Origin of the sequence: Paraburkholderia phytofirmans (assembly GCF_046028095.1) — a bacterium.
Taxonomy (GTDB): domain Bacteria; phylum Pseudomonadota; class Gammaproteobacteria; order Burkholderiales; family Burkholderiaceae; genus Paraburkholderia; species Paraburkholderia phytofirmans_A.
Window position 1 is genome coordinate 39,673 of the sequence record NZ_JAQQDJ010000019.1, and the last position, 12,546, is coordinate 52,218.

Consider the following 12,546-nt stretch of genomic DNA (forward strand, 5'->3'; position numbering starts at 1 on the left):
TGCTCGCCCATGTCGCGCGCTGTTGCGGTCGTGCCTCGCTGTCGCGTGCGCCGCGTTGCGAAGTTGCGCAGTCACGTCGACTAACCTAGCCGCGCAATACCTTGCCGGCTTTCGCACGCGTCGGCGGTCTGAACAGCTTGACGGTACGAATCGCCTGATCGTCGCTGCGCATCACTTCGAGTTTGACTTCGCCGATCTGCACGCACACGTCGCCGTCGGGAATATCTTCGAGAATTTCGAGGATCAGGCCGTTGAGCGTTTTCGGCCCGTCGGTGGGCAGCGTGAGATGCAGCCAGCGGTTCAACTCGCGCAGCGGCATGCTGCCGGCCACGATGCATTCGCCGTTCTCATTCCAGCCGCCGCGCGAATTGGCACCGCGCGGAATCGAGGTAGTGAACTCGCCGATCAGTTCCTCGATGATGTCTTCCGGCGTGACGAGGCCCTGCAACTCGCCGTATTCGTTGACGACCAGCGCCGTGCGGTGGCGGCTCTCCTGGAAGAATTGCAATTGCTGGAAAACCGGCGTGCCGCTCGGCACGAAGTACGGCTCGGCCAGCAGCTCGCGCAGCGTCTCGCGCTCGAGCTCCTGGTTGTGCAGCGCCGCCAGTGTCTTGCGTACATGCAGCACACCGAGCACCCGATCGATGTCGCCTTGATAGACGATCAGCTTGTTGTGATAGCAGGTTTCGAGTTGATGCAGGATCTGTTCGAACGGCGCGTCGAAATCCAGCGCCTCGATACGGCGGCGCGGGATCATCACGTCGTCGACGGAGATGTTTTCCAGGTCGAACAGGTTCAGCAGAATGCTACGGTGTTTGGTCGGCATGAAGCTGCCGGATTCGAGCACGATGGTGCGCAGCTCTTCGGTCGACAGGCGCTGGTCGTGCGCGCCTTTCGTATTGATGTGCAGCACGCGCAGAATGCCGTTTGCAAAAAGATTGACGAACCACACCAGCGGTCTGGCGACGCGCATCATCGGCGCAATCAGCAAGCTGGCCGGCAGCGCGACTTTCTCAGGGAACGTCGCGCCGACGATCTTCGGCGTTATTTCCGCGAACACGATGATCAGAAACGCGACGATACCGGTCGCGATCGACAGCACCAGGTTGTTCCGACCGAAAGTGTGCAGCGCGATCGAAGTGGTGAGCACCGGAATGATGGTGTTGAACAGATTGTTGCCGATCAGCACGACGCTCAAAAGCTGATCTGTCTGCGCGAGGAGGCCTTGAGTGGTCTTTGCGCCGAGCGCGTTCTGATTGGCAAGATGTTTCAGGCGATGGCGATTGATCGCCATCATCGCCGTTTCGGAAATCGAAAAGAAGCTCGAGCAGATAAGCAGCAGAAAGACGGCGCCAATCTGCGCCCATAAGGGAAGTTGTTCCACGCGTCGTGAAGGATAGGGAAAAGGATGAAGAGAATATAGCAGAGGGGCTTGCGCGCGCCGTCCGGGCTGGCGGCAAAAGACAGGACGGCGATGGCGGTGCGGGGCGCGTGAGCGAGATAACACGCCGCGCGGCCCAGAAAACAAAAAACCGCCGAGCAAGCTGGGCGGTTTTTTGAGCCTTGAACTAACAAGGCGAATCTGGTCGGGGTGAGAGGATTCGAACCTCCGGCCTCTACGTCCCGAACGTAGCGCTCTACCAGGCTAAGCTACACCCCGATGTGTACTGCAGACTCGATTCAGACTAAGCCGGCGTTTCAGTCTCGTTCAAGACTGTCTCGCCGTCGAGTAAGAACATAATTCTAGCAGGCTCTCTTTAAAAATGGAATCCGGAAATGAAGAAATTGCTGCTGCGGCGGCCTGAGCTTCCTTTTTCGCGCATTCGAGCGTGTGATCCAGCGCGCCGGAGCGCGTGATCGCCTCGAAAATGGTGTCGAAACGGTCCGTGCCGCCTTGCTCGATAACTTCTCGAGCGAGCGCCGATTGCTCCGGCGTGCCGCGTTCGATCAGATAGATCAGCGGCAGCGTGGGTTTGCCTTCGCGAAGGTCGTCGCCGGCGTTCTTTCCCATCGATTCAGCCGTGCCCGTGTAGTCGAGCCAGTCGTCCATGATCTGGAACGCGGTGCCGATGCGCCGGCCGAACTCTGCCGCGGCGGCTTCCGTTTTCGCGTCCGATCCGGCCAGCACCGCGCCCAGTTGGGCGGCTGCTTCGAACAGCTTGGCGGTCTTGTAGCGGATCACCTGCATGTAGCGGGCTTCGTCCACGTCGGCGTCGTGCATGTTCAGGAGCTGCAGCACCTCGCCCTCGGAGATGATGTTGGTCGCCTCCGACAGAATCTCCATCACGCGCATCTTGCCCACGCCGACCATCATCTGGAACGAGCGTGAGTACAGAAAGTCGCCCACCAGCACGCTCGCGGCGTTGCCGAACAGCGCATTGGCGGTCTGGCGGCCGCGCCGCAGGTCGGATTCGTCGACCACGTCGTCGTGCAGCAGCGTGGCCGTATGGATGAATTCGACGACCGCGGCCAGCTCATGCCGGTGCCCCGTGGTTTCGCCCAGCGCACCCGCCACCAGCAGCAGCAGCGCGGGCCGCAGCCGTTTGCCGCCGGCGCTGATGATGTACTCGGAAATCTGGTTGATCAGCATCACGTCGGACGCAAGACGGTGCCGTATGACGCGATTGACCTGCTGCATGTCTTCGGCGATCGGAGCGAGCAGGCTGGCGGCGTTGGAGGAGGGGGTGGCAGTCGACGACATGATGGCTGAATTGGGTAGTGCCGCGAATTATAAGGCGAATCGCGACAGTTCCGGGTCGCAGGCTGCGGCGCGGCGCGTTCCGGGCGGCGGCAGAACCGCGCGCCGGGGCTATGCGGCAAGGCGCCGGGCGCTACGCGCGGCGCCACTCAATGAGTTTTGACCGAGCAGCTAACTCTATGTATAATCACGGGTTTCCGCGCGCGGTGCGTGGGAAAAATGAACACAGAGTGAGGTTCTCAATGTACGCGGTCATAAAAACCGGTGGCAAGCAGTATAAAGTTGCCGTCGGCGAAAAACTTAAAGTAGAACAGATACCGGCAGACATTGACGCTGAAATCACGCTCGACCAGGTTCTCGCAGTGGGCGAAGGCGAATCGATTAAGTTCGGTACGCCGCTGGTCAGTGGGGCTTCCGTCAAGGCTACCGTCGTGTCGCAAGGTCGTCACGCAAAAGTGACCATCTTCAAGATGCGTCGCCGGAAGCACTACCAGAAGCATGGCGGCCACCGCCAGAACTATACCGAACTGCGCATCGACGCGATTAACGCGTAAGCGCACCGGTTAAGGAGCAAATCAAATGGCACACAAAAAGGCAGGCGGATCATCCCGCAACGGCCGCGACTCCGAATCGAAACGCCTTGGCGTGAAGGTTTATGGCGGTCAGGCTATCAACGCTGGCGGCATCATCGTTCGTCAACGTGGCACGCGTATGCACCCGGGCGAAAACGTCGGCATCGGCAAGGATCACACCTTGTTCGCGCTGACGGACGGCCACGTCAATTTCTCGACGAAGGGCGCAGCGAAGAAGCACATGGTCAACGTCGTCCCGGCAGCAGTCTGAGCTTACTCAGGCACGGGCTTCAGGACCGGAAAAGGCCCCGCGAAGTTAGCGGGGCTTTTTTTATTCCGGCAGGTTTTCGCCGGATGAATGGGCAGGAACGCCCTTCATGCCGATATGTCCTATGCCGTTCGGCCGATTGATCGGCGCACGGCGGGCGCGGCAAAATAGCAGCATCCAGTAGCAACAAATTTAGCAGCACCATCTGGCAGCACACCACGGGACGGAGTTACGCATGAAGTTCATTGACGAAGCGAGGATTGAAGTCATCGCCGGCGACGGAGGGGATGGCAGCGCGTCGATGCGCCGCGAGAAGTTCGTTCCGTTCGGCGGCCCGGATGGCGGCGATGGCGGCCGGGGCGGCAGCGTGATAGCGGTCGCGGACCGCAACATCAATACGCTGATCGACTACCGCTACGCGAAGAAACATCTGGCGCGCAACGGTGAAAACGGCCGCGGCGCGGACTGCTACGGCAAGGGCGGCGACGACATTACGTTGCGCATGCCGGTCGGCACCACGATCACCGACATGGAGACCGGCGAACTGATCGCCGATCTGACCGAGCACAACCAGAGCGTGCAGATCGCTCAGGGTGGCGCGGGCGGTCTCGGTAACCTGCATTTTAAATCCAGTACGAACCGCGCGCCCCGTCAGAAAACGGACGGCAAGCCGGGCGAGCGCCGCATGGTGCGCCTTGAGCTGAAGGTGCTGGCGGACGTCGGCCTGCTCGGCATGCCCAACGCCGGCAAATCGACCTTCATCGCGTCGGTGTCGAACGCGAAGCCTAAGATCGCCGACTACCCGTTCACGACGCTCGCGCCGAATCTCGGTGTGGTGCGTGTCGGGCCGAGCCGCAGCTTCGTGATCGCGGACATTCCTGGCTTGATTGAAGGCGCGGCGGAAGGCGCGGGCCTCGGCCACCAGTTCCTGCGTCACTTGCAGCGCACGGGCTTGTTGCTGCATATCGTCGACTTGGCACCGTTCGACGACGCGGTCGATCCGGTCGCGGAAGCCAAGGCGATCGTCAACGAACTGCGCAAGTACGACGAGCTGCTGTATGAAAAGCCGCGCTGGCTGGTGCTGAACAAGCTGGACATGGTGCCCGAAGACGAGCGCGAAGCGCGTGTCTCGGCGTTCCTCGAAGGCTTCGGCTGGGATGGTCCGGTGTTCGAAATCTCGGCGCTGACTGGTCAGGGCTGCGAAAGCCTTTGCTACGCGGTGTTCGACCACATCGCCGCGCATTCTGACGCGCAGCGCGCAGCGGAAGCCGAAGATCTCGCTGCGGACGTGCGCTTCCGCGAGAAGCCGCAAGCCCCCGCCGCCGCAGACGACGCCGGCATCGACCCGCAGGCATAAAAGCTCGAGCGCCGGCACCCGACCGGGCCGCCGGTTGCATCACGCGTCATCTTGGGAGACCGCGCACAATGCGTTCCGTCATCGCAGATTCACGGCGATTGGTAGTGAAAGTCGGTTCGAGCCTCGTCACGAATGACGGGCGGGGCCTCGATCATGCTGCTATCGGCCGCTGGGCCGCACAGATTGCCGCGCTGCGCGCGCAGGGCAAGGAAGTGGTGCTCGTCAGCTCGGGCGCCATTGCCGAAGGAATGCAACGGCTCGGTTGGACCAAACGGCCACGCGAGATCGACGAACTGCAAGCAGCCGCGGCCGTCGGCCAGATGGGTCTCGCGCAGGTGTACGAAAGCCGCTTTGCCGAGCATTCCATTCAGACGGCGCAGATTCTGCTGACCCACGCCGATCTGGCCGATCGCGAACGCTATCTGAATGCGCGCTCTACGTTGCTCACGCTTCTACGCTTAGGCGTGGTGCCGATCATCAACGAGAACGACACGGTCGTCACCGACGAAATCAAATTCGGCGACAACGACACGCTGGGCGCGCTCGTTGCAAACCTGATCGAAGGCGACGCACTCGTCATCCTCACCGATCAGCAAGGACTTTTCACCGCCGATCCGCGCAAGGATCCGACTGCCACACTGGTCCAGCAAGCCGATGCTGGCGCGCCGGAGCTCGAAGCCATGGCAGGCGGCGCGGGGTCGAGTCTCGGCCGTGGCGGCATGCTGACCAAGATTCTCGCCGCCAAGCGTGCGGCGCACAGCGGCGCCAATACGGTGATCGCCAGCGGGCGCGAAGCAGACGTGTTGTCACGGTTGGCGTCGGGCGAGGCGATCGGCACGCAGTTGATCGCGCGCACGGCGCGCATGGCGGCGCGCAAGCAATGGATGGCGGATCATCTGCAGGTGCGTGGCCATGTGGTGATCGACGATGGCGCCGTCGAAAAGCTGACCGAAGGGGGCAAGAGCCTGCTGCCTATCGGCATCGTCGGCGTTCAGGGCGCCTTTGCGCGCGGTGAAGTGATCGCTTGTCTGAGCGCCGCGGGGCGCGAAGTGGCGCGTGGTCTGACGAACTACAGCAGTGCGGAAACCAAGCTGATTCAGCGGCGCCCGAGTGGCGAGATTGAATCGGTGCTCGGCTATATGCTGGAGCCGGAGCTGATTCACCGCGACAACCTGGTGCTGGTCTAAGTCATTTCTAACCGGCGCAGTTACAGGCACACGAGCGAGGCAAACAAAAAGCCGTTCCAGCGAAAGCTGGAACGGCTTTTTTCACGCGCACAGCCGCATGAATCCAAAGCTCAGTGAATCGACGAACTCGCTGTGCGCTTATAGCGGATGTTTTCCAGAATCGAGGCCGCGTTCCCCATGGGCATCTTGTTCGCGCACAGATAGTCCTGATACAGCGCAGCCTGATAAGCGTTGAGCGCGCCATTCTCAATGCGCGTGAAGTTGTTCGCGACCGTGGTGTCCCAGCCGTCGTGATCCGAATTCAGACCCGCATACTGGCGCCATTCGTACGTGTCGCAACGAATCCCTTCGTAAATTACGTTACGAGCGCCGCTCGGGCTTGCCACGACGACGGTAAAGCGAACCACGCCGTCCGTACCGACAGTTAGCGAATTCCGGTCGACCGCGAACTGCAGCGGCGTATTGCCGGAGACTTCGAAAGGCAGCAGATTCGACTCTTGCGGCAGCGGCGGCAGAGCGTCCACCTTGTTCTCAACCCAGTTGCTCTGGCGGTCCAGCAAATAGGTAAACGCGCTGTCGTCTTTATTAGTAGGTTTGCCGGCGCTCGAACAACCAGCCAGCAGGGCGCCGGTGGCGACGCACGCCACGACGAGAGCAAGTGCTTTCAATATGGTTTCCTCGAAACACTGACGCGGCTCGTCGAGCCGCGCCAGAGAGAGGCGGCGTGAACAGCCGCTCAGAGTTGTTAATTGCGCACGCCCGGGCGGAACAGCGAGCCGGCCGTTTCGCCTGCCGATTCGTCTTCGTGATCCGGTGCGGCGTCGACTTCTGCCGTTGACCCGGATCCCGGACCGCAATCGGACGCGATCGTTACGTGAACCGATGTTTCGATGCTGACGGTGGTCACAGAAGTCACCGTCATTACCGTGGAATCCGGCGGACTTTCCATTGACGACGCTATCCGGGGATAGCGCGGCCCATGGTGCCCGCCAGGTTTTTCCGCACGCGGCGCAGCCCGGCGCATAAAACGGGATAGCTCCGTCAGCGCCAACTGATATACATCCCGCTTGAACTCGATCACACAGTCGAGAGGCACCCAGTACTCGTTCCAGCGCCACGCATCGAACTCAGGGTGGTCGGTGGCGCGCAAGCAGATGTCGCAGTCGCGTCCAACCATCCGGAGCAAAAACCAGATTTGTTTCTGGCCGCGGTAATGACCGCGTACTTCGCGCTTGATGAACTTGTCAGGCACCTCGTAACGCAACCAGTCGCGCGTGCGACCAATCACCTTGACGTGCTCAGGAAGCAGCCCGGTTTCTTCGTGTAACTCCCGATACATCGCTTGCACGGGGGTCTCTCCGTACTTGATGCCCCCTTGCGGAAACTGCCAGGAATGTTCACGGAGCCGTTTGCCCCAAAACACCTCGTTGTGCGCGTTCAAGAGGATGATGCCGACGTTCGGGCGAAAGCCTTCACGATCCAGCATACAACCACCTTCGAATCCTTTAAAATTGCTTTGATTATAAACAGATAACGGGTCTGACGCACCGATTCGCACCAGATTGGAACGATTCGCCGCCAAAGGCCCGCGTTTGCGGTAGCCTGTCAGTCTTTCCGTGCCTTATCCCTTGTGCAAAGGCTTTGCGCGGCGGCTTCGGCGCTGCGGTCGGGCTGTGTTGTGCCGAGATCAGGCTAGCCGTGCCGGCTCAGAGCCGGATCTGTGTCGATTTCCCCACCGTTTTCACCTCTCGGGCGGTCCCTCCGGAGCCGCCGCTTTTGGATAATCTGAATGAAAGCTTCCCGTTTCTTTATCGGTACCCTCAAAGAAGCTCCCGCCGACGCAGAGATCGTCAGCCACAAGCTCATGGTGCGCGCCGGCATGATCCGTCGCGTTGCCGGCGGTATCTATAACTACCTGCCGGTCGGCCTGCGCTCGATCCGCAAGGTGGAAGCCATCGTGCGCGAAGAAATGAACCGGGCGGGCGGTATTGAATTGCTGATGCCGGCGGTGCAGCCGGCCGAGTTGTGGCAGGAATCGGGCCGTTGGGAAAAGTACGGTCCCGAACTGCTGCGCTTCAAGGATCGCAGGCAGTCCGATTTCGTGATCGGACCCACCCACGAAGAAGTGGTTACTGATATCGCGCGCAATCAGATCAAGAGCTACCGCCAGCTGCCGGTGAACTTCTACCAGATTCAGACCAAGTTCCGCGACGAGATCCGTCCGCGTTTCGGCGTGATGCGCGGCCGCGAATTCATCATGAAAGACGCGTACTCGTTCGACAAGGACATCGAAGGTCTGCGCGAGTCGTATCGCAAGATGTACGACGCGTACGTGCGCATTTTCACGCGCCTCGGTCTGGACTTCCGCGCGGTGGCGGCGGACAACGGTTCGATTGGCGGTAGCGGTTCGCACGAATTCCACGTGATCGCCGAGACCGGTGAAGACGCGATCGCCTACTGCCCGACCTCGGATTTCGCGGCAAACGTCGAAGCGGCCGAAGCGCTGCCGCTCTACGCGGAACGCGCGGCGCCCGCCGAAGAAATGAAGAAGACCGCCACGCCGGGCAAAGCGAAGTGCGAAGCGGTGGCCGAGCTGCTGAACATTCCGCTCGAGCGCACGATCAAGTCGATCATCCTCGCCACCGAAAATGAAGGCGCCGAGCCGACCATCTGGCTGCTGATGCTGCGCGGCGACCACGATCTGAACGAGATCAAGGCGAGCAAGCTGCCGGGTCTGGCGGACTTCCGCATGGCGACCGAGGCTGAAATCATCGAAACCTTCGGTACGCCGCCGGGTTACCTCGGTCCGATCGGCACGAAGAAGCCGATCAGGGTCGTCGCGGATCGCACGGTCGCGAACATGAGCGACTTCGTGGTCGGCTCGAACGAGGTGGATTACCACACCACCGGCGTGAACTGGGGCCGCGATCTGCCGGAGCCGGTCGTCGCCGATATTCGCAACGTGAAGAAGGGCGATCCGTCGCCGGACGGCAAGGGCGTGATCGACATCTGCCGCGGGATCGAAGTGGGCCACGTGTTCCAGCTCGGCACCAAGTATTCCGAAGCCATGAACGCGACCTGCCTCGACGAAACCGGCAAGCCGCGGCCGATGGAAATGGGCTGCTACGGGATCGGCGTGACGCGTATCCTGGGCGCCGCGATCGAACAGAATTTTGACGACAAGGGCATCATCTGGCCGGAATCGATCGCGCCGTTCGAAGTCGTGCTGTGCCCGATGGGCTATGACCGCAGCGAAGCCGTGCGCGCAGAAGCCGATAATCTGTATGCGACGCTGGTCGAAGCGGGCATCGACGTGATCCTCGACGACCGCGGCGAGCGCCCGGGCGTGATGTTCGCCGACTGGGAGCTGATCGGCGTGCCGCATCGTCTCGTGATCGGCGACCGTGGCCTGAAGGAAGGCAAGCTCGAATACCAGGGCCGCCGCGACGCTGAAGCGACGCTGCTGCCGGTCGAAGACGCCGCGCAAACGGTGATCGGGAAAGTTCGCGCAGCGTTGGCGCGTTAAGCGGAGCGGACGGTGGAGTACACCTTCCTGTCCGCGACCGTCCTGCTGATTCTGATCACCGATCCGCTCGGCAACATTCCGCTTTTCATTAGCTGTCTGAGAGGCGTGGCGCCGAAGCGGCGCACGATCGTCATCCTCCGCGAGGTGGCAATCGCGTTTGCGATCCTGCTGATCTTCATGGTGGTCGGCGACCGCTTTCTACGCATGATGAGCCTGACCGACCAGTCGTTGCGGATCGGCGGCGGGATCGTGTTGTTTCTGATTGCGCTCAGAATGGTATTTCCGCATCCGGACGGTCCGTTCGGCGGCGACACGCGCGGCGGCGAACCGCTCATCGTGCCGCTCGCCATTCCGGCGCTGGCGGGTCCGTCGGCGCTGGCCACGGTGATGCTGCTGACGTCGCAGGCGCCAGGCAAGATGTTCGAGTGGATCGGCGCGCTGACTGTCACGATGGTGGTCTGCGCGATCGTGCTGATGCTGGCGGAGCGTATTCAGGCGTGGCTCGGCGAGCGCGCGATGATGGCGTTCGAAAGGCTGATGGGTCTGGTTCTGGTGGCGATTTCGGTGGAGATGATGCTCGGAGGGATTCGGTCGTTCGTGCATCAACTTTGAAAGGCGGTCGCCGTCGCACGAGGTAATCCGCGACTTGCAGCTCTTAGCGCAATGCAGCGCGACACAACGCGACGCAAACAGCGCAGCGCAAAGCCCAGCGATTTCATAAAAAAAGCGGCCCCAGAAGGGCCGCTTTTTCGTCTCCTCGCTGCACCGCGAAACATCACGCGGCGGCGAGAAAATCATGCATCTTACGCGCCTTCGGTCAGCGCACGAATCGTCGGCAGGTTACGCCAGTAACCCTTCGCATCCATCCCGCAACCGAACACATAGCGGTCGGGCACTTCGAACCCGCAATAATCCGGGCGCAGCGGCTTGGCCTTCGGAATGATCTTCTCGCACAGCACCGCGCTCAGGAAGCGCTTCGCGCCCATCGCGAGAATGCGGTCGCGAATCGCGGCCATCGTTTCGCCTTCGTCGAGAATGTCGTCGAGCACCAGCACGACGCGATCCTTTACCGACTCTGCCGGCGCCACGCGCCACTGCATCTCGTTGCCGCCCTTGGTGGTGTTGCGGTAGCGGGTCAGGTGGATGTAGTCGAACTCGAGCGGGAAATCGAGGTGCGGCAGCAGCATGCCGGTGAACACCGCCGCGCCGCCCATGACCGACAGCACGAGCGGGAAGTCCTCGCTCATCTCGTTGCGGATGGCGGCCGCCATGCCGCTGATCGACGCGTTGACGTCGTCGGCCGAAACGATTTCTTCGGAGTGGCTAAAAATGTGGAGAGCTTCTTCGCGGTTCATGACGTCTGACGGGCGGTGACTGTATACATAGTGTGAGTGAGGACGGCGGCGCGCGGTACAGAATAAACCCGCACAAAGCGGGAGTCGGCCCAGCGGAGTCAGGGGCGCGTTCCGTGGTTCATACGCGGAACGCGCGCCGCCGTCTTGCTAAAGCTTAGCGCATGCCGGGCAACATGCCCTTCATGCCGCGCATCATCTTTTGCAGATTGCCGCCTTTGAGCTTTTTCATCATGGTGCGCATCTGGTCGTACTGGTTCAGCATGCGGTTGACTTCCTGAACTTGCACGCCCGCGCCAGCGGCAATACGGCGCTTGCGCGTGGCCTTGATCAGATCCGGCTTGGCGCGCTCCTGCGGCGTCATGGAATTGATGATGCCTTCCATGCGACGCATCTGCTTCTCGGCCTGGCCCATGTTGGCGCCCGCGGCGGCTTGCTGGAACTGCGCGGGCAGCTTGTCCATCAGCGACGACAGGCCGCCCATGCCCTTCATTTGCGTGAGCTGGGCGCGGAAATCGTTCAGATCGAAGTCGCCGCCCTTCTTGACCTTGTCGGCGAGCTTCTGCGCGGCCTGCACGTCTACGCCGCGTTGCGCTTCTTCGACGAGGGCGAGAATGTCGCCCATGCCGAGAATCCGGTTCGCCATGCGATCCGGGTAGAAGACTTCAAGACCGTCGAGCTTTTCCGCGACGCCGACGAACTTGATCGGCTTGCCGGTGACGTGACGCACGGAGAGCGCCGCGCCGCCGCGCGAGTCGCCGTCGAGCTTGGTAAGGACCACGCCGGTGAGCGGCAGCGCGTCGCTAAACGCCTTGGCTGTATTGACCGCGTCCTGGCCGAGCATCGCGTCGACGACGAACAGCGTTTCCGCCGGCTTCAGCGTGTTATGGAGCGCGGTGATTTCCTGCATCATCGCTTCGTCGATACCGAGACGGCCGGCGGTGTCGACCAGCAGCACGTCGTGATAGTGACGCTTGGCCCAATCCACCGCGGCGCGCGCGATGTCGACCGGTTTCTGATCCGGTTCGGACGGGAAGAAATCCGCGCCGACCTGCTCGGTCACCGTCTTCAACTGCGCGATAGCGGCAGGGCGGTAAATGTCGCACGAGACGGTCAGAACTTTTTTCTTGTACTTCTCGCGCAGCAGCTTGGCGAGCTTGCCGACGGTGGTCGTCTTACCCGCGCCCTGCAGACCCGCCATCAGGATGACGGCCGGCGGCGTGACGGCGAGGTTGAGCTCGACCGCCTTGCCCTCGTAGTCGCCGCCGATGATCGCGGTCAGCTCGCGCTGTACCACGCCGACCAGCGCCTGGCCCGGCGAGAGGCTGCTGATCACTTCTTCGCCGAGCGCCTTTTCCTTCACCTTGGCGATGAACTCGCGCACGACGGGCAGCGCCACGTCGGCCTCGAGCAGCGCGAGACGCACCTCGCGCAGCATTTCCTGGGTGTTCGCCTCGGTGAGCCGGGCTTCGCCGCGCAGCGTCTTGACGACGCGCGCCATCCGTTGAGTCAGATTGTCGAGCATGGGGAGCGATGAACAGTGCGGCCGGAGCGGGGCGCGATGCAGGAGACGTCGCGGAGCAGGG

General features: G+C 61.7%; 12 protein-coding genes and 1 tRNA gene. 6 read left to right on the forward strand and 7 right to left on the reverse strand.

The genetic code is table 11. The features are described from left to right. Window positions 1-85 precede the first annotated feature (85 nt). The 3 genes from PQR54_RS35130 to PQR54_RS35140 all read right to left on the reverse strand — a co-directional run bounded on the left by PQR54_RS35130 (window position 86) and on the right by PQR54_RS35140 (window position 2,701). Window positions 86-1,384 (reverse strand): HlyC/CorC family transporter, encoded by a 1,299-nt coding sequence (locus tag PQR54_RS35130; protein WP_408253873.1) that lies wholly within the window; start codon window positions 1,382-1,384, stop codon window positions 86-88. Between the two features lie 199 nt (window positions 1,385-1,583). After that, a tRNA-Pro gene (locus PQR54_RS35135) sits at window positions 1,584-1,660 on the reverse strand. Between the two features lie 48 nt (window positions 1,661-1,708). Further along, window positions 1,709-2,701 (reverse strand): polyprenyl synthetase family protein, encoded by a 993-nt coding sequence (locus tag PQR54_RS35140; RefSeq protein ID WP_012434401.1) that lies wholly within the window; start codon window positions 2,699-2,701, stop codon window positions 1,709-1,711. Between the two features lie 239 nt (window positions 2,702-2,940). On the opposite strand from PQR54_RS35140, the gene rplU reads away from it, so the two are divergent. From rplU to proB, 4 genes are all read left to right on the forward strand, one after another. Continuing rightward, on the forward strand, window positions 2,941-3,252 hold the full coding sequence (gene rplU, locus PQR54_RS35145; RefSeq protein ID WP_007180329.1) for a 50S ribosomal protein L21: 312 nt from the start codon (window positions 2,941-2,943) through the stop codon (window positions 3,250-3,252). A 25-nt stretch (window positions 3,253-3,277) separates the two neighbouring features. Next, window positions 3,278-3,541, forward strand: a complete 264-nt coding sequence (gene rpmA, locus PQR54_RS35150; RefSeq protein WP_007180330.1) for a 50S ribosomal protein L27 — start codon at window positions 3,278-3,280, stop codon at window positions 3,539-3,541. A 232-nt stretch (window positions 3,542-3,773) separates the two neighbouring features. Next, on the forward strand, window positions 3,774-4,895 hold the full coding sequence (gene cgtA / locus PQR54_RS35155) for an Obg family GTPase CgtA (protein ID WP_408253876.1): 1,122 nt from the start codon (window positions 3,774-3,776) through the stop codon (window positions 4,893-4,895). Window positions 4,896-4,963: 68 nt separating this feature from the next. Continuing rightward, window positions 4,964-6,082 (forward strand): glutamate 5-kinase, encoded by a 1,119-nt coding sequence (gene proB, locus PQR54_RS35160; RefSeq protein WP_106310923.1) that lies wholly within the window; start codon window positions 4,964-4,966, stop codon window positions 6,080-6,082. 110 nt (window positions 6,083-6,192) lie between these two features. Here proB and PQR54_RS35165 read toward each other — a convergent pair whose 3' ends face one another. Together PQR54_RS35165 and PQR54_RS35170 are read right to left on the reverse strand one after the other, a co-directional pair. Then, window positions 6,193-6,750: a CNP1-like family protein gene (locus PQR54_RS35165; RefSeq protein ID WP_408253878.1), complete on the reverse strand. Its 558-nt coding sequence runs from the start codon at window positions 6,748-6,750 to the stop codon at window positions 6,193-6,195. 77 nt (window positions 6,751-6,827) lie between these two features. Next, entirely contained in the window at window positions 6,828-7,568 is a 741-nt protein-coding gene (locus PQR54_RS35170) for an RNA pyrophosphohydrolase (protein ID WP_408253881.1), read from the reverse strand. Window positions 7,569-7,871: 303 nt separating this feature from the next. On the opposite strand from PQR54_RS35170, the gene PQR54_RS35175 reads away from it, so the two are divergent. After that, entirely contained in the window at window positions 7,872-9,608 is a 1,737-nt protein-coding gene (locus tag PQR54_RS35175) for a proline--tRNA ligase (RefSeq protein ID WP_408253883.1), read from the forward strand. A 12-nt stretch (window positions 9,609-9,620) separates the two neighbouring features. Beyond that, window positions 9,621-10,220 (forward strand): MarC family protein, encoded by a 600-nt coding sequence (locus tag PQR54_RS35180; RefSeq protein ID WP_408253886.1) that lies wholly within the window; start codon window positions 9,621-9,623, stop codon window positions 10,218-10,220. A gap of 191 nt (window positions 10,221-10,411) precedes the next feature. On the opposite strand, the gene PQR54_RS35185 is transcribed toward PQR54_RS35180, so the two are convergent. After that, window positions 10,412-10,963, reverse strand: a complete 552-nt coding sequence (locus tag PQR54_RS35185) for a hypoxanthine-guanine phosphoribosyltransferase (protein ID WP_012434394.1) — start codon at window positions 10,961-10,963, stop codon at window positions 10,412-10,414. A 154-nt stretch (window positions 10,964-11,117) separates the two neighbouring features. Next, window positions 11,118-12,485 carry a signal recognition particle protein gene (ffh, locus tag PQR54_RS35190; protein ID WP_408253889.1) on the reverse strand — a complete coding sequence of 456 codons (1,368 nt, stop codon included), beginning with the start codon at window positions 12,483-12,485 and terminating at the stop codon, window positions 11,118-11,120. Window positions 12,486-12,546 lie beyond the last annotated feature (61 nt).